Raw genomic sequence first — 19,483 nt, 5'->3', positions numbered from 1 at the left:
CGTCAAGCCACCTTCGGTCGAGCAATGGTATTGGTGCGCTGGATCTTCTGCTGTAGCTGCAAAATGCCGTAGAGCAGCGCCTCAGCCGTCGGCGGACAGCCGGGGACATAGACATCGACCGGTACAATGCGATCACAGCCGCGCACCACTGAGTAGGAGTAGTGGTAGTAACCGCCGCCATTAGCACAAGAGCCCATAGAGATCACCCAGCGCGGTTCGGCCATCTGGTCATAGACCTTACGCAGCGCTGGAGCCATTTTATTACATAAGGTTCCGGCCACAATCATCACATCGGATTGGCGCGGACTGGGGCGAAAAATGATTCCAAAACGATCCAGATCGTAACGAGCCGCCCCAGCGTGCATCATCTCCACCGCACAGCAGGCTAGCCCAAAGGTCATCGGCCACATTGAGCCGGTTCGCGCCCAGTTAATTAGGCTATCAAGAGAGGTAGTTACAACCCCCTCATTCAGCTTGCCCTCTATTCCCACCGCAGTGCCCCTTTTTTCCACTCATAGATGAACCCAACCACTAAAATTGCCAAAAAGAGCCCCATCGCTAGTAGGCCGAAAAGGCCGATATCTCGCAGCACAATCGCCCAAGGAAAGAGAAAGGCGATCTCCAGATCGAAAATAATAAACAGAATCGCCACCAGATAGAAGCGGACATCGAACTTCATACGGGCATCTTCAAACGCCTCAAAGCCGCACTCGTAAGGCGAGTCCTTCTCTCTGTCGGGCTTAGAGGTCGAGAGCAGAAAACCCATGCCAAGCATCACCGCACCAAAGAGTACGCCGACAACCAAGAAGATCAAAACGGGCAGATAGTTTTCCAGCATAAGTTACACAGACATTTCGGTTAAACCTCCACCGCACCCTCAGCCTAAGTCGTGGCGAGGCGCAGCGCAAAAAAGCTTGACCACTCTACCAGAGGCGGGGGGGTTGTCAAGATTTTGTGGCCTTTTTTAGCCCTCTTTCCCAACAGAGAAGGGTTGGATGGGGGCTAAAAAAGGCCGGAACGACTTAACTACAGCAGAGAAAAGCTGCGCAGCACCCCTTGCAGTTTTGGGTCGCTTTGCGCGAGCTCTTTAAGGGCGTTTATCAGTCGGGTCATCTTTGAGCCCTGCCGATGCTGAATCTCAAAATCTTGTTGCAGACTCATCTCAAGCCGCTCTAACCGCTGCTCTAGGGGCTTTAATGCCGTTTTACGATCCCAAACCACAAAACCGATGAGGCCAAAGACGCCGGCAATGATGACCAACATTAGATTCCAAAGCTTATCAAATTGAGCATTCATCTGCTCAAAACGCTGGTCAATCGCATCAAAACGGGCGTTGGTCTGCTTCTCCATCGCGTCAAAACGCTCTGCCGTCTGCTTCTCCATCGCGTCAAAACGAGCGTTAGTCTGCTTCTCCATCGCATCAAAACGCTCTACAGTCTGCTTCTCTAGCGAATCGATCCGCTGGTTAACGGCGTCAAAACGCTGGTCAACGGCGTCAAAACGCTGGTTAACGGCTTCAAAACGCTGGTTAACGGCTTCAAAACGCTGGTCAACAGCATCAAAACGCTGGTCAACCCGCGCTATGTCGCTCCTTAGATCGGCTAGCGATTCGATAATCTCTCGATCTGTTAAGCGTGGCGCGACTTCCAGCGCATAGCCGCTCGATAGATGGCTTAATAACAGCAAGGTGATGATTATCGTTTTCATCTTTATATCTCTCCTTAATACGGTGGTGGTGTTAAATAAACGCGCTTTTCATGGCTTAAGTTAATCGATCAATAGCTCAGGGCTGTCCATGCTACTGCCACCTCAATGAAATAGATCTTCGGGCTTTTCGGCGGTCAGGATGCGTTCAGACCAACGCAGCAAAGTGTCGGCATCGGCCTGTTCGATCCTTGCCATCGTCTCACCAGGTACCATACCAAATTTGGTTTTCAGTTGGCGGATGAGTATATTTGCCTCACCTTGTTGCACATATTTATCGATAAATGTCTGCATCAGTGGTTCTCCATCGGGTAGGGTCTGTCATGCTTCACGCGCTTCGGTTTCGCTAACTCGTTCCGTGGCTTGTACATAGTAGCGCAATAGGCACTCTAATACATCTACCGCTGTGGCGCGATCTTGAATTTGCCGGATTAGGTCAATCAGCTCTAGCAGTCGCTGTAGCGGTTGCTTATCATAGATATAGCGTAACGCTAATGAGGCCATACGGGTCAACACCTCCCCTTTGAGTTCCAGTTTTCCGTGGGGGGAGATGTCGTGTAGATCGTAACGAAATTGGGGGATATAGGGGGTGAGTGCTGCGGGGAGTGGTCGGATTAGGGCTTGATAGTCGCGGGCTATATTCCAGCGCGATTGGCCGTGGTAGAGCACTATCGGATAGACCGGTGGCAGGTATTTGGCTTTCGGATTCTGTTTGCGATAGGCCTCTGCACTAAGCACTTGATAACGCAGTAGTTGTAGCGCTACCCAGCGGTCGGGGGTGCTTTTGTGGTCAAACAGCAGGTAGATGTGAACCCCTTCTGGCCTCTCCTCCTCGGATAGGTCGGGTTCGTGACGATACTCTACGCGATAGACTAGATCTGAAAACGATTTGCGTAGCTCTTTGCTGACATAGCTATCTTTGGCGATGGTTAGGGTGCTCATATCTAGGAGGGCGACTATCTCGTTCGGTAGGTAGTGTTGCAGGTAGTCTTGCGCTAGCTCTTTGCGTTCGAAATTCTCGCGAAAGAAGCGATCGTGGGGGTCGGTGAGGGTGGTGTGGGGCGGTTTTTTCATGTGGTGGTGGGTAGTTTCTGGCAGCTAGCCTTGTATGCTGGTGGTCATTTTCTGTCTCATGCGTTCTGCCTGAAAATATCGCGATCAGGGGCTGCCGAACCATGAACCGCCACGGAGGGCGCAGCCGCCGGAATCTACACGATTTTGACATTGATTTTCGCCTCCACTATACCGCTCATCATACCCTAAGCAGGACCACCCCCACACATTGCCTAACATATCGTAGAGACCGTAGGGGTTTGGTTTGAAACCACCTTTGATCACTGCCGACCGATTCCGTTCGGTATCTAGCGCTAAGTAGGTAATCCCAAAGCCCCCTTTGCCTAGCTGGCGCTGTATGTGGTAGCGGTGTAGTCGATAGTTGGCCGGTAGCGGGGTCTGATGCTGTTCTAGGGTACTCATCGGGTCGTCTCTCTCAAGAGCAAAAAACAGGTATTGTGACTCACTGCCCCCAGCGAGGAGGGTTGGGGTGGGGCTAAAAAAGGCCTGAATAATTTAACTACAGCAGAGAAAAGCTGCGCAGCACCCCTTGCAGTTTTGGGTCGCTTTGCGCGAGCTCTTTGAGGGCGTTTATCAGTCGGGTCATCTTTGAGCCCTGCCGATGCTGAATCTCAAAATCTTGTTGCAGACTCATCTCAAGCCGCTCTAACCGCTGCTCTAGGGGCTTTAATGCCGTTTTACGATCCCAAACCACAAAACCAATGAGGCCAAAGACGCCGGCAATGATGACCAGCATTAGATTCCAAAGCTTATCAAATTGAGCATTCATCTGCTCAAAACGCTGGTCAATCGCGTCAAAACGGGCGTTGGTCTGCTTCTCCATTGCGTCAAAACGCTCTGCCGTCTGCTTCTCCATCGCATCAAAACGCTCTGAGGTCTGCTTCTCTAGCGAATCGATTCGCTGGTTAACGGCATCAAAACGCTGGTTAACAGCATCAAAACGCTGGTTAACAGCATCAAAACGCTGGTCAACAGCATCAAAACGCTGGTCAACCCGCGCTATGTCGCTCTTTAGATCGGCTAGCGATTCGATAATCTCTCGATCTGTTAAGCGTGGCGCGACTTCCAGCGCATAGCCGCTCGATAGATGGCTTAATAATAGCAAGGTGATAATCATCGTTTTCATCTTTATATCTCTCCAATCACAGCTCAGGGCTGTCCATGCTACTGCAATCGCTAGTCTAGCTCAAGACAGTGGCATTCTAAAAATAGAGTTCACATTGATGAGGAGCGGTTCGCCTATCGCCAGATGGAGGATGGAGGATGTTTCGGGTTTCGTAGGGGCGGGTTTGAAACCTACACGCCGTTGATTACCGGACATCGTTCGGTCATTGACACTATTTTCATCCCGGCGCAGCAACGAATTGCGCTAAACCTCGGGGACAAAATCAATCTTGTTGATGTCAAATTAACGGTCTTAGCCCCTAGCCTCCCCCGCTGAGGAAGGCAAATTTAGACACCTCTCTTAGGCAGAGTGGTAGTGCTCGACCTCAACGCCAGAGAGGATATCGACACTATGCTGTAACACTCTGCGCCACAACTCCTCCTGCGACTGACAGAAGAGCGGGTCGCAGCGGCGCAGCGCCACCATCAGTGAATCGACCCATACCTCATACATCTCCGGCGGAATATGAAACCGTTGATGCATTCGAGCCAGATACTCCAGATAGAATTCCAGCCCCGGCTCTTCGTCTATCGCTTGAATGAGGGTTTTAAGGGTGGAGCGGAGCTTTTTCTTCTGCCGCTCCATATCGACCACCTTAAAAAACTGCAGGGCACCGGTGGCGTTATGAAAGAAGTCATCGTAAAAAATATCAATAAACTCTTCATGTTGACTAGCCCGATTGAGGCTGTCATGAACTATGCAATTCTCTTGAGGGGTGAGTCGTGTCATCCATTGCACCTAAACGCTAGTGCCATAAGCGAGAGAACCAGCTCTGGTTTTTGGTTGTGGCCTTAACGCCGGTATTTAGAAAATGTTCGGTATAGTTCTTGTCTGAATCGACAATATGCTTAGTGAGCCACATCTTCAAAAAGTGGAGTAGCTGAAAGCTAATGGCTCCACCTGCGTCAATCTTCTCCTGCATAATCGCAATCTCATCTAGCAAGGCGGCATGCTGCTCTTTGTGCTCTTCGTACTCTGGGTACTCAAAGATCCGCATTAGACTCTCTTCAACGGCGAAGTGAATCTTGGTATAGTCCACTAGCTTCACCAAAATCGCGATCGACGCTTCGCGACCTTGGTGTTCGTGGATGGCATCATGCATCTCGTTCACTAGACCGACTAGCACTTTATGCTGCTCATCAATCTCCTGAATACCGACACTCAGTTCATCATCCCACTCTACTAACATATTCGGTTAAACCCCATGTTTCATTTCTAAAAGGCCATCTCTTCGTTAGAATATGCAATAATTATGACATTCTTATGCCCTGTTGGCCAGTTTTATCGCCACATGAGGCCCTGTTCACCCGTTCGGTACCTATGCTGGGGCTAAATGGGGTGAGCTAACTCTTAAAGTTACACATTAAACCGAAAATGCATAATATCACCATCATTGACGATATACTCTCTCCCCTCCAACCGAAACTTACCCGCCTCCTTTGCCCCCTGCTCCCCTCCACAGGCGACAAAGTCGTGGTAGGCTATTACTTCAGCACGAATAAAGCCCTTCTCAAAATCGGTATGAATCACCGCCGCCGCCTGCGGTGCGGTCGCTCCCACCTTCACCGTCCAAGCACGCACCTCCTTCTCGCCGGCAGTAAAGTAGGTCTGCAACCCCAATAACCGATAACCGGCACGAATGACCCGATTGAGTCCCGGTTCGCTCTGGCCTATTTCGGCCAAAAATAGCGCCGCCTCCTGTGCCTCTAGCTCGACTAGCTCCGCTTCGATAGCGGCACAGACCGGAACCACTTCACTCCCCTCACCCTTAGCTAGCTCCCTTACCGCCTCCAGATGGGGGTTATTCTCTAAACCCTCTTCGGCCACATTGGCGATATACATCGTCGGTTTGACTGTCAAAAGATGGAGATCATAGAGGTGGCTCTGCTGCTCCTCATCAAGCGTTAGCGTACGAACCAACTCTCCTCGCTCTAGGTGAGCACGCGCCTTTTCAATCGTCTCTAGCTTCGCTTTGGCCTCTTTATTGCCGCTTTTGGTCAACTTAGAGACTCTTACCACCGCTTTTTCCACCGTTTCCAGATCAGCAAGTGCCAGTTCGGTGTTAATCGTCTCAATATCGTCCAGCGGGTTAACCCGACCGGCCACATGAACCACATTCTCATCGTCAAAACAGCGTACCACTTGGGCAATGGCATCGGTTTCGCGAATATTGGCTAAAAACTTATTCCCCAACCCCTCGCCTTTAGAGGCTCCCGCGACCAGACCGGCGATATCGACAAACTCCATCGTCGTCGCGACTCTCTGGCGTGGTTTCACAATCTGCTCTAGCTGCAATAACCGCTCATCCGGTACCGCCACCACCCCGACATTAGGCTCAATGGTGCAGAAGGGGTAGTTCTCTGCCTGAATACCGGCTTGGGTCAAGGCATTAAACAGGGTCGATTTACCCACATTAGGCAGACCCACAATGCCACACTTAATTCCCATAGACTCTCTTCCCGCTCAACAAAGTTAAACTGTTAATTGCTCCCATCAACCGATCCTGCTCTCAATCGCGATGGAGTCGGTTCATCACCACTTGAAACTCACCGGCGACGATAGCCTCTATCTCCTCCACCGTGCGCTGCACCATCTGCCATAGCTGCGGCTGTTCGCTAACAGGCGCACTCCCTAGGACATAGGGGGTAACTTCGGCGGCGCTGCCCGGATGGCCGATCCCGAGTCGCAGCCGCCAAAAATCACGACTATTGAGATGAGAGATAGTATCGCGCAGGCCATTATGGCCCCCATGCCCTCCCCCCTGCTTTAGGCGCACCCTACCGGGCGGCAGATCGAGCTCATCATGGGCGACCAATATCGCCTCGGGTGCCTCAATTTTGTAGTAGCGGCTTAAGGCACCTATTGCGCTACCGCTACGATTCATAAAGGTCATCGGTTTGAGCAGCCACACCGGTTCGCCGTTGAGAGTGATTTGAGCCACTTCGGCCTGAAAACGGCTCTGCCTCTGCCAGCTTGCACCGCAGCGCTCAGCTAGCGCATCGACTAACCAAAACCCGGCGTTGTGCCGGGTCTGCTGGTATTGTGGCCCAGGGTTTCCTAGACCAGCTATTATCTGTATCGCCCCCATCAATCGGGCCAGAGACGAGACGAGCTTTAAGCGCCCGTTTTTTCCGCCTCGATACTCGCACGAGTCTTATGAATCGCGGCAATCGGTAGATTGTGTTCACTCCCGTGGCTTAGCTCCACTAAAGCGACCCCTTCGGGTAGCTGAATATCGGAGATATGGAGCGTCTGCTCAATCTCTAGCTGACTTAGATCAGCCACCAGATACTCGGGCAGATCTTTGGGCAGACAGAATATCTCCACCTCAGTAATGTTATGGGAGACCATTCCCCCCTTCTTCACTCCAGGGGCGATATCCTCGTTAATAAAGTGGATCGGCACGCTCATACGCAACCGCTCTTCGGGATTAGTGCGTAAAAAATCGGCATGAAGAATCCTGTTTTTGGCCGGATGGCGCTGTAGATCCTTGAGGACACACTGTTCACTACGCCCCCCCATATCTAGCTCTAGGATATGGGAGTAGAACGATTCATGCTCTAGCTGGTGCATCAATTTATCATGATCCATCATAATCGACTGCGGCGCTCCAGAGCCGCCATAGATAATTGCCGGAATTTTGCCCGCTTTGCGCAGGCGGCGGCTCGCACCTTTACCTGTATCGCTGCGAACTTCGGCAGTCAGTTTATAGTTAACACTACTCATACTTGTTCTCCTGATAATAGAGCAAAAAGGCTACCTCTCCGCGACCAGAGAGCAGCCATCCAAAAAAGAGCGCGGATTCTACTAAAAAAGCGGCGGCTAATCCATATAAAGTGAACTGACCGACTCATCGTTGTAGATGCGTCGAATCGTCTCACCTAACATCTCAGCAATCGAAATTTGGCGAATTTTCTCGCAATGTCGTGCCGACTCAGCTAGGGGAATGGTATCGGTTACCACCAACTCATCGAGTTGCGAACCGTTGATATTGTCAATCGCCGGGCCGGAGAGAACGGGGTGGGTGATATAGGCCTTCACTCTAGCCGCGCCATGCTCCTTTAATGCTTTAGCGGCTAGGCAGAGTGTTCCGGCGGTATCGACCAGATCATCGACTAGCACGCAACTGCGCCCCTTAACATCCCCAATAATATGCATTACCTGCGCCACATTAGGGCGGGGACGCCGTTTATCGATGATAGCCAGATCGGCATCATCGAGCCGCTTCGCTATCGCCCTAGCTCGCACCACGCCACCGACATCGGGAGAGACCACCATGAGATCGGGGTCGCTGCTGCGCCAAATATCGCCTAACAGTAGCGGTGAAGCATAGACATTATCGACCGGGATATCGAAAAAGCCCTGAATCTGATCGGCATGGAGATCAACCGTCAGCAGATTATGCACCCCAGCGGAGGCGAGCATATTGGCGATCACCTTAGCGGTAATCGAGACGCGACTAGAGCGAGGACGCCGATCTTGACGCGCATAACCGAAATAGGGAATCACAGCGGTAATGGTATGGGCCGAGGCGCGTTTTAGGGCATCGGCCAATACCAGTAGCTCCATCAGATTGTCGTTAGTCGGCTGACAGGTCGGTTGCAGAATGAAGACATGGCGACCGCGCACATTTTCGAGGATCTCAACCATCACCTCGCCATCGCTAAACTGGCCGACGATCGCTTTACCGAGCGGGATTCCCAAATAGCCTACGATGTCTTGTGCCAGTTGGGGGTTGGCATTGCCTGCAAAGACCATCATAGCTCTGCTAGCCTCTTGTTTAATGGTAACAACCTCAACGAAATATGAAAATATGGCTGGGGTACCAGGATTCGAACCTGGGATGACGGGATCAAAACCCGCTGCCTTACCGCTTGGCGATACCCCAGAAGTATGATTAAGCTATTCCAAAAGCAATCGCTGCTTTAATGGCGAGGAGTTGATCCCTCTGGCAACGAAACTCTTCCAGCTAGAGTCGGGGCAAGTTGCCGCAACTTCTAGCGCCTGAGCGCGACTGGCAAACGGTGCAAAGACAGCCGAACCGGTACCACTCATGCGGGGAGTCTGAAATTGATCTAACCATTGAATAACTCGGTTCACTTCTGGATAGAGCCGACTTACCAGTGGCTGGAACACATTGATGGTGTTCTCAGACCCCGTCAGGAATGCGCATATTGTGATGGCAGATTGGTCTCGTGTCAATTGCTGATGACAAAAAAGCTCCGCAGTGGCGATAGACACCGGTGGCACCACCACCAAAAACCACGGCTCTAGCAGCGTTATCGGCTGCAATCGCTCCCCTATCCCCTCCGCCCAAGCCGCCTCACCGCGAACAAATACCGGCACATCAGCACCTAGCGTTAGCCCCAGCTCCGCCAACTCATCAACCGATAACGAGCAGCGCCATAACCGATTTAATGCCACCAGCGTCGTCGCCGCATCGGAGCTACCTCCCCCTAGGCCAGCACCGGCAGGGATCTGTTTTCGGAGATCAATCGTTACCCCATAGCGGCAGCGGCAATGAGAGTGGAGCCGTTTCGCCGCTCTAAGTACCAAATTATCCTCATCCGCCACCCCTAAGAGCGAGCTTGTTAGCCCAATTTGACCCGTCTGATTGATCTCAAAGGCGAGCTGATCGCCAAAATCGAGAAACTGAAACACCGTCTGTAACAGATGATAACCATCGGCTCTGCGGCCAGTGATGTGAAGAAAGTGGTTAATTTTGGCTGGTGCTGGCCAATACCCCGCTGCCGCTAGAGCGCTACGACTCATAACGATAGCTCACCAAGGCCGAGCTGCCAGCGACTAATCGCCACTTTAACGCTACTATCCTCAGCGCGGGCGATAATTTTATGCGGCAGGCGGTAGCCGTCGTAGGGGCGGTAGCCGCTTAACTCTAACTGCCACCCCTGCTGCTCTAACAGCGCCATATCGCCCTCTCGGCTCAACCGCTGGCGAAACTCGCCCGGTGCCGGCACCCCGACAACCCAGTAGCGCAGACTCTCCAGCGGCAGCTCCCATCCTAACTGCTGCTGTAGTAGCTCTCTGGCCGAACCAGCTCGCCACTGCTCCCCCGTGTCACTCTCTAGCAACACCTCAGAGCCCCCCCCACTCAGTCGCAAGCTCCCCTGCCCTAAGGGCGCCTCAATCGCCAGACGGTAGCCACTAGCCACCTGCTGCCAGCGTAGCGAGGCCGGCCAGCTCTCGCTAGCCATATTGACCACCACTCGGCCACCAAACTCCCAAGCGATCAAGCGCTGCTGCTGCTGCTGCGGGGTGAGATGGGAGAGATAGGGCAGCTCCGGCGCTACCGAAACAGCACACCCCCCTAGCAGCAGAACCAAAGCGACAACGACGATGATCACGACAAGGGCTCGACCATCAAGGCAGCAGCCGCTGCAGAGTACGGCGCAGGACTCGATTATCGGGATCGATCTCTTTCGCTCGCTGCCACACCTGCTGCGCTGCTTCGCGCTCGCCTGCCATCCACAACACCTCGCCTAAATGGGCAAATATCTCCCCATCTTCGAGCGCCTCAGCTGCCTGTTGTAAAAACTGTAGCGCCTCCTCAAGGCGTCCGAGTCGGTAGAGCGCCCAGCCCATACTATCCAGAATCGCCGGATCATCGGGAGAGATCTGATACGCCCTCTCGATTAACTGATACGCCTCCTCGGCCCGTTCGGTGCGATCTGCCAGCGTATAGCCCAGCGCATTTAACGCCTGATGGTTATCGGGCTCTAGCTGTAACACATGGCGCAAATCCTGCTCTAACAGCGCTAACTGCTCTAGCTTCTCAGCCACCATCGCCCGCGCGTAACGCAGCTCTATACTATCGGGCGTCTGCTGCAACAAGGTGGTATAACGCGCCATCGCCTCATCATACCGCCCAGCCTGCACCAGCAGCTCGGTCTGAATCAGCTCTAGTTGTAGCTGCTCCTGTTCACTCTCAACCTGAAGCTGCTGGAGATGGGCTAGGGCCTGCTGTAACGACCCTGTCTCTGCCATCAGCACTGCCGCCCGGAGCTGCGACTGAATGTAGTACTCCCCCTTCTCAACCTGGAGATACCACTCAATCGCCTGCGCTAGCTGCTGCTGTAACTCACTAATCTGCCCTAAGGTATGCCGAACCATATCGACACGGTTATTGAGTGCCAGCAGCTTTTCAAACTGCTCCTTAGCCTCATCATAGCGGCCAGCGTTATAGGCGATAAGGCCTAGACCGTAGATCACATCACTGTTATCAGGTAGCTGCTCGGAGAGCATTTTAAGCTGTTGATACCCCTGCTCTAGCTGGTTATTATCGATTAACATTCTAGCGTAGCGCAGCCGAATGGTGGCCGCGTCAGGAGAGCGCTGCAACAGCTCCGCTAGCACTTCAATCGCCGCGGCTATATCGCCGCTATGGTAGAGCGCATTCGCCTGTAGCTGCCGCTGCTCCAGCGTCAGGGTCTCCTCCTCCCCCATTAATTTAAGCCGCGATAGCGCACTCTCATACTGCTTTAGCTCAAAAGCGAGCTCGGCACCGACATAGTGCTGTGCGGCAGTGCGCTCTGCTGGCAGATAGAGATCATCGAACAGCGCCAGCGCCTGCTTCGCGTCAGCGGCTCGCGCCAGTATCTTGCTAACTTGCTGTAGCCTCTGCGCCTCTGCTAGCTGTTGTAGATGGGGTTTCGCCTCCTGATAACGATCAAGCGATACCAGCAGCGAGATTAGCGCCTGTCGAGCCTCCTGATGTTGCGGCTCTAGCTCGACCCAAAACGCCGCCGCCTGAACAGCAAAGGGGTAGTTTTTGGCAAAGACCGCCGCCCGCGTCGCCCGCTGCGCTAGGCGGGGATCACGGCTCTTTTGAGCGGTATCAAAAAAGTAGATCATTGCTATGCCGTACTGCCCCTCCACATCGGCCATCTCAGCGATAAGTAGCTCCATCATCAACGGCGCGGTCAGCTCCACCTCAGGCAGCTCACGCGATCGCGCACTGACACTAACGGCCGGGCTCTCTCCCTGCTGTGGAGAGGGGGAGACTACGGTAATAGCCGGCTCCTCAAGTTCAGAATCAACCTGCAGCGAACTACAACCAGCGAACTGCACCACTGCCATTAGCAGCCAAAAAGAGAGAAGCAAACGCATCATCTTACCTATCTTTAAAACCATCCCGTTTTGCGTAGGCCATAACCAACTCGACCCACCCTTACCAATCTGAACGCTACTTTAACCGAAAAGAGGGCATCAAAACAGCAACTAGAGCACAAAATGGAGTATCCCCACGCTCAGTTTTATGGTGCAATATAGCGTCAATAGTCAATTTTGCAGAGGAGTGAGACGACCCATGAGCATGGCAGATCGTGACGGCGTAATTTGGATGGATGGTGAGATGGTTCCCTGGCGTGAGGCGCAGACTCATGTCCTAACCCACACCCTGCACTACGGCATGGGGGTGTTTGAGGGGGTGAGAGCCTATAAAGGCGAGCGGGGAACCGCCATCTTCCGGCTACAGGATCACACCGACCGCCTCTTTCGGTCGGCCCATATTTTGCAGATGGCGCTGCCGTTCGATAAAGAGACGCTCAATCAGGCTCAGCGACAGGCGGTGCGAGAGAACAACCTCGAATCGGCCTATATCCGTCCGATGTGCTTCTACGGCTCGGAGGGGATGGGGCTGCGAGCCGATAACCTAAAGGTGCATACCATCGTTGCCGCTTGGTCTTGGGGAGCTTACCTAGGGGCCGAGGGGATGGAGAGGGGCATTCGCATTCGCACCTCCTCCTACACTCGCCACCATGTCAACATCACCATGTGTAAAGCGAAAGCGAACGGTAACTACATGAACTCGATGCTCGCCCTACAGGAGGCGATTAGCTGCGGCTACGATGAGGCGATGCTGCTCGATAACGAAGGCTATGTCGCCGAAGGGAGTGGCGAAAATATCTTCCTCGTCCAAGATGGCAGACTGATTACCCCCGATCTCACCTCAGCGCTCGATGGCATCACCCGCAAGACCATTTTCCATCTCGCAGCAGAGTTAGGCATTGAGGTCAAAGAGAAGCGCATCACCCGAGATGAGGTCTATATCGCCGATGAGGCGTTCTTTACCGGCACCGCCGCCGAAGTCACCCCCATTCGTGAAGTCGATAACCGCCCTATCGGCTCCGGTAGCCGCGGGCCAATCACCGAAAAGCTACAGAGCCTCTATTTTGATGCCGTCCACGGCCGCCACCCGGTCACCGATAGTTGGTTAAGCTACCTATAGCGCTATTCAAATTGTCAGGAGTCGAATCATGATCCCCGCTACCTCCCCTATCACCATTGAACGCAGCGAGCTACCGCTCCACTGCCCTCGCCCCGCCGAGACCCTCTGGAATAGCCACCCCCGCGTCTTTCTCGATATTGAGGCTAGCGGTAGAGCGAAGTGCCCCTACTGCGGTGCCGAGTACCATCTTCCGGAGAGTGATTAAGGTAGCCCGATGCAGACCCTACTGCTGCCCCCGTTTCACCACCACCGAGTGCTCGTCTGTGGCGATCTAATGCTAGATCGCTACTGGCATGGCGATACCTCCCGCATCTCACCTGAGGCACCGGTACCGGTGGTCAACATCGGTGAGTGTGAAGAGCGCCCCGGCGGGGCAGCGAATGTCGCTCTCAACTTAGCCGCCCTCGGCTGTCGGGTCAGCCTAACCGGTACCACCGGCGATGACGAAGCGGCAGAGGCGCTCCAGCTCAAGTTAGGCCACGCCCAGATAGAGTGCCACTTCAACCGGCTCAAACAGCACCCCACCACCGTCAAACTGCGGGTCATGAGCCGCCACCAGCAGCTCATTCGACTCGATATTGAGCAGACGCTCCCCCCCGCCTCACAACAGCAGCTACTAGTTCGTTACCATGAACAGCTCTCAGCGTGCGACGTCGTGATCCTCTCCGACTACCGCAAGGGGACTCTCGCCGCCCCGCAACCCTTTATTAGCGCAGCCCGTGCTGCCGGCAAAGCTGTGATAATTGATCCGAAAGGGGATGACTTTACCCCCTATCGCGGCGCCACCCTACTCACCCCTAATCTGCACGAGCTAGAGCGGGTCGTCGGTAGCTGTCCCGATGAGCAGACTCTGGTTAGCAGAGGGAGCCAACTCATGGAGCACCTTAAGCTAGAGGCGCTATTAATTACCCGCAGCGAAGCGGGCATGACCCTGTTAGAGCCTAATCAGCCGCCGTTCCACTGCCCCACCCGCGCTCGGGAGGTGTTTGATGTCACCGGCGCGGGCGATACGGTCATTGCCACCCTCGGTGCGGCACTAGCGAGCGGCTACTCGCTCAAACAGGCGACCGAACTGGCCAATCTCGCTGCCGGCATTGTCGTCGGTAAGCTCGGTACGGCAACGGTCAACACCACCGAACTAAGCCAGGCGCTACGACAGCAAGATAGTGTCGATAAAGGGATCGTTAACGAAACCCAGCTCCTAGCGCTGGTGCAGGAGGCCAAAGCCCACGGTGAAAAGGTCGTGATGACCAACGGCTGTTTCGACATTCTACACGCCGGCCATGTCACCTACCTAGAGGAGGCGGCTCGACTAGGGGAGAGGTTAATCGTCGCCATCAATGATGATGCCTCCGTCAAGCGACTTAAAGGCGAAGAGCGCCCAGTCAACAGCCAGAACCGACGGATGCAGGTCGTGGCGGCGCTCCACTGTGTCGATTGGGTCGTCGGCTTTAGTGAAGATACCCCAACCCGCCTGATCTGCGCAGTCACCCCCGATATCTTAGTCAAAGGGGGGGATAACGATCCCGATAACATACCCGGTGGCGAGTGCGTTCGCGCCGCCGGCGGCGAGGTTAGCGTGATGAGCTATCTCGATAATCTCTCCACCACCGCAATTATCGGCTCAATTCGAACCACAAAAAAGCGTGGCTAAAGAGCGATTAACAGTAGCGCCCATGCAACGCCATCTTTTAGGAGAGACCGGAATCAGCGTCAGCCCGCTAGGGCTAGGAACGGTTAAAATCGGTCGCAATCAACAGGTAAAATATCCCCAAGGGTTTGAACTCCCCGACGATAGAGCGGTGGCACAACTGCTAGAGCTCGCGTGGGAGAGCGGCATCAATACCCTCGATACCGCCCCCGCCTATGGCAGCTCGGAGGAGCGCTTAGGTCAACTCCTCCCCCACCGTCACGACTGGGTCGTAATCGGGAAGGTCGGAGAGCAGTTTATCGACGGCCACTCCCACTTCGATTTTAGCCGTCACGCCACCATTGCCTCTGTCGAACAGAGCCTGCGTCGCCTTAAACGCGACTATCTTGATGTCGTTTTAGTCCACTCCCACGGCGATGACATGGCGATTATTGAGCAGCAACCGATCTGTGACACCCTGCTAGAGCTGAAGCTACGCGGCTTAATTCGAGCAGTAGGGCTCTCCACCAAAACGGTTGCCGGCGGGCTCTGGTGTGTCGAGAACATGGATGTGGTGATGGCAACCATCAACCCCGCCTATACCGATGAGCTGCCGGTGCTACAACGAGCGGCTGAGTTAAATCGGGGTGTGGTGATAAAAAAGGGGCTACAGAGTGGCCATGCGGATCGTGCCGCTGGCGGTGGCGGCGTGGAGGCGGCACTGCAGTTTGTGCTCTCGCAACCGGCGGTGAGCTCCATGATTGTGGGAACTATCAACCCAAAGCATCTACAGGCCAATATCGCAACAGTAGCGCAGTGGCAGCGACACCACGAGTTAAGTCAATAGATAGGCGACTCATTATCGGACCGGCCTGGATTGGCGATATGGTCATGGCGCAGAGCCTGTTTATCAGCCTCAAACAGCGCCACAGTGGAGCCCTTATCGATGTCGTTGCCCCCCCCTGGTCACTACCGCTACTGCAACGAATGCCAGAGGTGGATCGCGCCCTGCCACTGGCGGTCGGCCACGGCCAATTTGGTTGGAGCGAGCGCTATCGCCTCGGTAGCTCGCTGCGTCAACAACACTACCAGCAGGCGATAACCCTGCCCCGCGCTTGGAAGGCGGCACTCATTCCGTGGCTAGCCCAGACACCCCTGCGCACAGGCTATCGTGGTGAGATGCGCTACGGGCTACTCAACGATCTACGCCCCCTAAACAGGCGCCTACTGACCCAAACCGTACAGCGCTATGTCGCCCTCGGCTACCCGACTAACGCTCCCCTGCCGCCCCCCACCCCCTTTCCCAAACTAAGGGTCGATAGAGAGCAGCAACAGCAGCTACGACAGCGGCTGCGCCTTGCCTCCGACTCTCCGGCTATCGCGCTGCTCACCGGTGCCGAATATGGCCCAGCCAAACAGTGGCCGGCGCACCACTTTGCCACCTTAGCACAGCAGTTATACGATAGAGGCTATCAGCTATGGCTACTCGGCTCGGCCAAAGATCGCCCCAACGCCGAGACAATTACCGCCTTAAGCCAACGGCCGCTGCAAAACCTCTGCGGCAAAACCTCACTCACCGAGGCGATTGATCTACTCGCCCTCTGCCACTGCGCGGTGAGTAACGATTCGGGGTTAATGCATATCGCCGCCGCGGTCGGCATCCAAGTTGTGGCCATTTACGGCTCCTCCAGCCCCGACTACACCCCGCCACTCACGCCCAAGCGCACCATGATGACGCTAAAGCTACCGTGCAGCCCCTGCTTTAAACGCCACTGCCCGCTAGGCCATACCGACTGCCTACAGCGGCTTACTCCACACCAGCTAGTAGAGGCGCTGCCGCCCTAAAACCCTCTGTAACCCCGAGGCCACCTCGCTAGCGCTCTCGGCATCGAGCAGCCTCTCCACCTGCTCTCGTAGCTGTGCCATGCTCGTTTGGCGAATCGACTGCTTCACCTCCGGAATGGAGGAGGCGTTCATACTTAAATTCTCAATCCCAAGACCGATTAACAACCTCGCCGCATCGGGATCACCGGCCATCTCGCCACAGATACTCAGCTCGGTCCGCTGCTCATTCGCTGCCCGAACCACCTGGGCTAACGCCTGAATAACCGCCGGATGAAACGAGTCGTATAGCCCCGCGACCCGGGCATTATTTCTATCGACCGCCAGCAGATATTGGGTTAAATCGTTACTGCCGATGGAGAGAAAATCGACCTTACGAGCAATACAGTGGGCCTGATAGACCGCTGAGGGCACCTCAATCATCGCTCCGAGCGGCGGTAACTCGACCCGTTTGCTCTCCCCCTGTAGCTCCTGATAGGCCTGCTGAATCAGCATTAGCGCACTATCGAGCTCGCTCAAATTGGTAATCATCGGCAGCAAAATTCGCAAATTTCCCAACCCAATATTAGCCCGCAACATCGCTCGCACCTGAACTAGAAAGATGTCGGGGTGGTCGAGGGTAAAGCGGATCCCGCGCCAGCCTAGAAAGGGGTTCGACTCTTGAATCGGAAAGTAGGGCAGCGCCTTATCGCCGCCAATATCGAGCGTGCGCATCGTCACCGGCTGGGGGGCGAGCGTCTGTAGCACCTTACGGTAGATCTTTAGCTGCTCCTCCTCACCGGGGAAGCGATTTTGAATCATAAATGGATATTCAGTACGATAGAGCCCTATCCCCTCAGCGCCGCAGCTAATCGCATCATCAAGATCGGCCATGAGGCCCGAATTGGCGTAGAGTTTTATCCGCACACCATCTAGCGTCTCGGCCGGTAGCTCTCGAATCGTCTCAAACTGCTGCTGCTCCTCCTGTCGTAGCTGCTGCTTCACCCGCAGCGCCTTGCGGGTAATGGTCGAGGGTTTGATATAGAGATCGCCACTAGCACCATCCATGCCGATCTCCATCCCCGAGAGCTGGTTCATTGCCAGATTCTCCAGCCCCAAAATCGCCGGAATTTTTAGCGCCCGCGCCAAAATAGCGCTATGGGAGGTGCGAGAGCCCTGGAGCGAAATAATCCCCTTTAGCCGTTTAGCCGGCACCTCCGCCATCATCGCGGCGGTGATCTCCCGTGCAACTAAAATAGTGTTGCGGGGGTAGTGCTTCTCCGCCCCGGCAGTGCCATCTTGTAGCTTTTCGACAATACGACGCCCTAACTCATAGACATCCTCCCCCCGCTGGCGCAGATAGGGATCGCTCATCTGGGCGAATAGCTCCATGTGGCTCGCCACCACATTGCGCACCGCAGTCGCCGCGCCACAGCCTTGGTTGACAATGTGGCGCTCCATCTCGACCGCAAAACTACTGCTCTGTAGCATCATACTGTAAACATCGAATAGCGCCCTATCGCCCTCAGGCAGCAGCTCATCCCAGTTATCTCGCATCGCATGGAGATCTAGATCTACCGCGTCGATCGCCTGACGCAGCCGTTGTAGCTCCGTCGCACTATCGCCCGGCTTCTGCTCAGTCACCGAGGCGAGATCAAGCTCACTATCGATCACCACCGCCTTGCCAAAGGCGACCCCAGGGGCACCGCTAATCGCCTGATAGTGGCGCCTCTCCGCGGCGTCTCGTCGCTTCAGCCGCCCCCCACCGGGCAGATTGAGCGCCTCTAGGCCGTTAAAACGGGTCACAATGCGGGCGAGTTGAGCGGCAAAGGTGACTAACTGGCTCGACACCTCATCTGAAAAGGCACCAGTGGGCTGCTGTAGCGTCATCACCCCCATATTTTCGCGCCGATCGATAATCGGCACCCCCAAAAAGGTGGTCAACCCCTCCTCACCAATCTCGGGAAAGAAGCGAAAACGGGCGTGTTCGGGGGCATCGGTTAGATGAATCGGCTCGGCTCGCTGCGCCACCAGCCCGACAATTCCCTGATCGAGCGTCAGCCGCACCTGGCCGATAGAGTGGTGGTTTAGGCCGGCGGTAGCGACCATCACCAAATCGTGCTTCGACTCATCATGCAGATAGATAGAGCAGACCGCGACATCCAGTAGCTGCTGCAGACCGTTGACCGTCAGCTCTAGCGCCAACGGCAGCGTCGTCGCCGCCTCTAGCTCTAGGTGGAGTTGATTGAGGCTATCTCTCATCGACGGCGTGATAGTTCGCGACAGACAGGGGGGGCGTTTTTCGCCTGCTCGGGAAAGAGTAGCCCCTCTAACTCAGTCAGAGCCCGTTCATAGACTCGGCGTTTAAAGAAGACGATCTCATCTAGCGGCTTCCAGTACTTCACCCAGCGCCACTGGTCGAACTCCGGCTTTTCGGTTAGGTCGAGCCGTACTTTGCTCTCACTAGCCAACAGGCGCAGCAGATACCAGCGCTGCTTCTGGCCGATACAGAGGGGGCGGCTACGGTAGCGAATATAGCGCTTTGGCAGCCGATAGCGCAGCCAGCCACGAGTCTGCCCTAACAGCTCCACATCCGCCGGCTCCAGCCCAATCTCCTCTTTAAGCTCACGAAATAGCGCCTCCTCCGGCGTTTCACTACGCAAAATTCCCCCTTGAGGAAACTGCCAGCCATCGTGGCCACAACGACGCGCCCACAGCAGCTTACCCTCACGATTGGTTAGGATAATACCCACATTAGCACGAAAACCATCTCTGTCGATTACCGAATCAGCCACCATGAATCCATTTTTTCACACTCTATCCATCGGAGCAAATGTTGTCT

Annotated in this window: 24 protein-coding genes and 1 tRNA gene; 6 read left to right on the top strand and 19 right to left on the bottom strand. The window is 54.7% G+C overall.

Annotated elements, in window-relative coordinates:
- Positions 1 to 2: 2 nt before the first annotated feature.
- The 7 genes from D5085_10140 to D5085_10110 all read right to left on the bottom strand — a co-directional run bounded on the left by D5085_10140 (position 3) and on the right by D5085_10110 (position 3,904).
- A complete protein-coding gene (locus tag D5085_10140) occupies positions 3 to 491 on the bottom strand; it encodes an NADH-quinone oxidoreductase subunit B (GenBank protein QEP43454.1) in 489 nt (162 codons plus the stop codon).
- Entirely contained in the window at positions 482 to 838 is a 357-nt protein-coding gene (locus D5085_10135; GenBank protein QEP43453.1) for an NADH-quinone oxidoreductase subunit A, read from the bottom strand. Before D5085_10135 ends, D5085_10140 begins: the two co-directional genes overlap by 10 nt.
- Before the next feature lie 188 nt (positions 839 to 1,026).
- Entirely contained in the window at positions 1,027 to 1,707 is a 681-nt protein-coding gene (locus D5085_10130; GenBank protein ID QEP43452.1) for a hypothetical protein, read from the bottom strand.
- 102 nt (positions 1,708 to 1,809) lie between these two features.
- Positions 1,810 to 1,998 carry a DUF4351 domain-containing protein gene (locus tag D5085_10125; GenBank protein QEP43451.1) on the bottom strand — a complete coding sequence of 63 codons (189 nt, stop codon included), beginning with the start codon at positions 1,996 to 1,998 and terminating at the stop codon, positions 1,810 to 1,812.
- 27 nt (positions 1,999 to 2,025) lie between these two features.
- The gene (locus tag D5085_10120) at positions 2,026 to 2,778 is read right to left on the bottom strand and encodes a hypothetical protein (protein QEP43450.1); all 753 of its coding nucleotides are present in this window, start codon (positions 2,776 to 2,778) and stop codon (positions 2,026 to 2,028) included.
- A gap of 84 nt (positions 2,779 to 2,862) precedes the next feature.
- Positions 2,863 to 3,180, bottom strand: a complete 318-nt coding sequence (locus D5085_10115) for a hypothetical protein (protein QEP43449.1) — start codon at positions 3,178 to 3,180, stop codon at positions 2,863 to 2,865.
- 97 nt (positions 3,181 to 3,277) lie between these two features.
- Complete coding sequence (locus D5085_10110) at positions 3,278 to 3,904, bottom strand: hypothetical protein (GenBank protein ID QEP43448.1); 627 nt, start codon at positions 3,902 to 3,904, stop codon at positions 3,278 to 3,280.
- Between the two features lie 123 nt (positions 3,905 to 4,027).
- Between D5085_10110 and D5085_10105 the strand changes: the two genes are divergently transcribed.
- Positions 4,028 to 4,219 carry a hypothetical protein gene (locus D5085_10105; protein ID QEP43447.1) on the top strand — a complete coding sequence of 64 codons (192 nt, stop codon included), beginning with the start codon at positions 4,028 to 4,030 and terminating at the stop codon, positions 4,217 to 4,219.
- Positions 4,220 to 4,243: 24 nt separating this feature from the next.
- Here the strand turns inward: D5085_10105 and D5085_10100 are convergent, their stop codons facing one another.
- From D5085_10100 to D5085_10055, 10 genes are all read right to left on the bottom strand, one after another.
- Positions 4,244 to 4,672, bottom strand: a complete 429-nt coding sequence (locus D5085_10100; protein QEP43446.1) for a globin — start codon at positions 4,670 to 4,672, stop codon at positions 4,244 to 4,246.
- Positions 4,673 to 4,688: 16 nt separating this feature from the next.
- Positions 4,689 to 5,132 carry a hemerythrin gene (locus D5085_10095; protein ID QEP43445.1) on the bottom strand — a complete coding sequence of 148 codons (444 nt, stop codon included), beginning with the start codon at positions 5,130 to 5,132 and terminating at the stop codon, positions 4,689 to 4,691.
- A 167-nt stretch (positions 5,133 to 5,299) separates the two neighbouring features.
- The gene (ychF, locus tag D5085_10090) at positions 5,300 to 6,391 is read right to left on the bottom strand and encodes a redox-regulated ATPase YchF (protein QEP43444.1); all 1,092 of its coding nucleotides are present in this window, start codon (positions 6,389 to 6,391) and stop codon (positions 5,300 to 5,302) included.
- Positions 6,392 to 6,452: 61 nt separating this feature from the next.
- Positions 6,453 to 7,031 (bottom strand): aminoacyl-tRNA hydrolase, encoded by a 579-nt coding sequence (locus D5085_10085; protein ID QEP43443.1) that lies wholly within the window; start codon positions 7,029 to 7,031, stop codon positions 6,453 to 6,455.
- A 26-nt stretch (positions 7,032 to 7,057) separates the two neighbouring features.
- A complete protein-coding gene (locus D5085_10080; GenBank protein ID QEP43442.1) occupies positions 7,058 to 7,669 on the bottom strand; it encodes a 50S ribosomal protein L25/general stress protein Ctc in 612 nt (203 codons plus the stop codon).
- Between the two features lie 96 nt (positions 7,670 to 7,765).
- Positions 7,766 to 8,704: a ribose-phosphate diphosphokinase gene (locus D5085_10075; GenBank protein QEP43441.1), complete on the bottom strand. Its 939-nt coding sequence runs from the start codon at positions 8,702 to 8,704 to the stop codon at positions 7,766 to 7,768.
- A gap of 53 nt (positions 8,705 to 8,757) precedes the next feature.
- Positions 8,758 to 8,831: transfer RNA gene (locus D5085_10070), tRNA-Gln, on the bottom strand.
- Positions 8,832 to 8,845: 14 nt separating this feature from the next.
- A complete protein-coding gene (locus tag D5085_10065; GenBank protein ID QEP43440.1) occupies positions 8,846 to 9,715 on the bottom strand; it encodes a 4-(cytidine 5'-diphospho)-2-C-methyl-D-erythritol kinase in 870 nt (289 codons plus the stop codon).
- Positions 9,712 to 10,374 carry an outer membrane lipoprotein LolB gene (lolB, locus tag D5085_10060; protein QEP43439.1) on the bottom strand — a complete coding sequence of 221 codons (663 nt, stop codon included), beginning with the start codon at positions 10,372 to 10,374 and terminating at the stop codon, positions 9,712 to 9,714. The genes D5085_10065 and lolB overlap by 4 nt, the downstream gene beginning before the upstream one ends.
- Positions 10,325 to 12,094 carry a tetratricopeptide repeat protein gene (locus D5085_10055; protein ID QEP43438.1) on the bottom strand — a complete coding sequence of 590 codons (1,770 nt, stop codon included), beginning with the start codon at positions 12,092 to 12,094 and terminating at the stop codon, positions 10,325 to 10,327. Before D5085_10055 ends, lolB begins: the two co-directional genes overlap by 50 nt.
- Positions 12,095 to 12,269: 175 nt before the next feature.
- Between D5085_10055 and D5085_10050 the strand changes: the two genes are divergently transcribed.
- Genes D5085_10050 through waaF form a run of 5 tightly spaced genes read left to right on the top strand, consistent with a single transcriptional unit; the run spans position 12,270 to position 16,665 of the window.
- Positions 12,270 to 13,190: a branched-chain amino acid transaminase gene (locus D5085_10050; protein QEP43437.1), complete on the top strand. Its 921-nt coding sequence runs from the start codon at positions 12,270 to 12,272 to the stop codon at positions 13,188 to 13,190.
- 28 nt (positions 13,191 to 13,218) lie between these two features.
- Positions 13,219 to 13,395, top strand: a complete 177-nt coding sequence (locus tag D5085_10045) for a zinc-finger domain-containing protein (GenBank protein QEP43436.1) — start codon at positions 13,219 to 13,221, stop codon at positions 13,393 to 13,395.
- Between the two features lie 9 nt (positions 13,396 to 13,404).
- On the top strand, positions 13,405 to 14,844 hold the full coding sequence (gene hldE / locus D5085_10040) for a bifunctional D-glycero-beta-D-manno-heptose-7-phosphate kinase/D-glycero-beta-D-manno-heptose 1-phosphate adenylyltransferase HldE (protein ID QEP43435.1): 1,440 nt from the start codon (positions 13,405 to 13,407) through the stop codon (positions 14,842 to 14,844).
- Positions 14,845 to 14,866: 22 nt separating this feature from the next.
- Complete coding sequence (locus D5085_10035) at positions 14,867 to 15,667, top strand: aldo/keto reductase (GenBank protein ID QEP43434.1); 801 nt, start codon at positions 14,867 to 14,869, stop codon at positions 15,665 to 15,667.
- A gap of 38 nt (positions 15,668 to 15,705) precedes the next feature.
- Entirely contained in the window at positions 15,706 to 16,665 is a 960-nt protein-coding gene (gene waaF / locus D5085_10030; GenBank protein QEP43433.1) for a lipopolysaccharide heptosyltransferase II, read from the top strand.
- Here the strand turns inward: waaF and ptsP are convergent.
- Together ptsP and D5085_10020 are read right to left on the bottom strand one after the other, a co-directional pair.
- A complete protein-coding gene (gene ptsP / locus D5085_10025) occupies positions 16,642 to 18,903 on the bottom strand; it encodes a phosphoenolpyruvate-protein phosphotransferase PtsP (protein QEP43432.1) in 2,262 nt (753 codons plus the stop codon). The genes waaF and ptsP overlap by 24 nt on opposite strands.
- Positions 18,900 to 19,439, bottom strand: coding sequence for an RNA pyrophosphohydrolase (locus D5085_10020; GenBank protein QEP43431.1), 540 nt, complete (start codon positions 19,437 to 19,439; stop codon positions 18,900 to 18,902). Before D5085_10020 ends, ptsP begins: the two co-directional genes overlap by 4 nt.
- Between the last annotated feature and the right edge of the window lie 44 nt (positions 19,440 to 19,483).

The organism is Ectothiorhodospiraceae bacterium BW-2, assembly GCA_008375315.1.
Lineage (GTDB): Bacteria > Pseudomonadota > Gammaproteobacteria > Thiohalomonadales > Thiohalomonadaceae > BW-2.
The sequence above is the reverse complement of the archived record's forward strand: the minus strand, read 5'-3'. Positions and strand labels throughout refer to the sequence as shown.

Coding starts and splice junctions, on each gene's coding strand:
- D5085_10135 (QEP43453.1), bottom strand. CDS start 838: ATGCTGGAAAACTATCTGCCCGTTTTGATCTTCTTGGTTGTCGGCGTA.
- D5085_10130 (QEP43452.1), bottom strand. CDS start 1,707: ATGAAAACGATAATCATCACCTTGCTGTTATTAAGCCATCTATCGAGC.
- D5085_10125 (QEP43451.1), bottom strand. CDS start 1,998: ATGCAGACATTTATCGATAAATATGTGCAACAAGGTGAGGCAAATATA.
- D5085_10120 (QEP43450.1), bottom strand. CDS start 2,778: ATGAAAAAACCGCCCCACACCACCCTCACCGACCCCCACGATCGCTTC.
- D5085_10115 (QEP43449.1), bottom strand. CDS start 3,180: ATGAGTACCCTAGAACAGCATCAGACCCCGCTACCGGCCAACTATCGA.
- D5085_10110 (QEP43448.1), bottom strand. CDS start 3,904: ATGAAAACGATGATTATCACCTTGCTATTATTAAGCCATCTATCGAGC.
- D5085_10105 (QEP43447.1), top strand. CDS start 4,028: ATGGAGGATGGAGGATGTTTCGGGTTTCGTAGGGGCGGGTTTGAAACC.
- D5085_10100 (QEP43446.1), bottom strand. CDS start 4,672: ATGACACGACTCACCCCTCAAGAGAATTGCATAGTTCATGACAGCCTC.
- D5085_10095 (QEP43445.1), bottom strand. CDS start 5,132: ATGTTAGTAGAGTGGGATGATGAACTGAGTGTCGGTATTCAGGAGATT.
- ychF (QEP43444.1), bottom strand. CDS start 6,391: ATGGGAATTAAGTGTGGCATTGTGGGTCTGCCTAATGTGGGTAAATCG.
- D5085_10085 (QEP43443.1), bottom strand. CDS start 7,031: ATGGGGGCGATACAGATAATAGCTGGTCTAGGAAACCCTGGGCCACAA.
- D5085_10080 (QEP43442.1), bottom strand. CDS start 7,669: ATGAGTAGTGTTAACTATAAACTGACTGCCGAAGTTCGCAGCGATACA.
- D5085_10075 (QEP43441.1), bottom strand. CDS start 8,704: ATGATGGTCTTTGCAGGCAATGCCAACCCCCAACTGGCACAAGACATC.
- D5085_10065 (QEP43440.1), bottom strand. CDS start 9,715: ATGAGTCGTAGCGCTCTAGCGGCAGCGGGGTATTGGCCAGCACCAGCC.
- D5085_10055 (QEP43438.1), bottom strand. CDS start 12,094: ATGGTTTTAAAGATAGGTAAGATGATGCGTTTGCTTCTCTCTTTTTGG.
- D5085_10050 (QEP43437.1), top strand. CDS start 12,270: ATGAGCATGGCAGATCGTGACGGCGTAATTTGGATGGATGGTGAGATG.
- D5085_10045 (QEP43436.1), top strand. CDS start 13,219: ATGATCCCCGCTACCTCCCCTATCACCATTGAACGCAGCGAGCTACCG.
- hldE (QEP43435.1), top strand. CDS start 13,405: ATGCAGACCCTACTGCTGCCCCCGTTTCACCACCACCGAGTGCTCGTC.
- D5085_10035 (QEP43434.1), top strand. CDS start 14,867: ATGCAACGCCATCTTTTAGGAGAGACCGGAATCAGCGTCAGCCCGCTA.
- waaF (QEP43433.1), top strand. CDS start 15,706: ATGGTCATGGCGCAGAGCCTGTTTATCAGCCTCAAACAGCGCCACAGT.
- ptsP (QEP43432.1), bottom strand. CDS start 18,903: ATGAGAGATAGCCTCAATCAACTCCACCTAGAGCTAGAGGCGGCGACG.
- D5085_10020 (QEP43431.1), bottom strand. CDS start 19,439: ATGGTGGCTGATTCGGTAATCGACAGAGATGGTTTTCGTGCTAATGTG.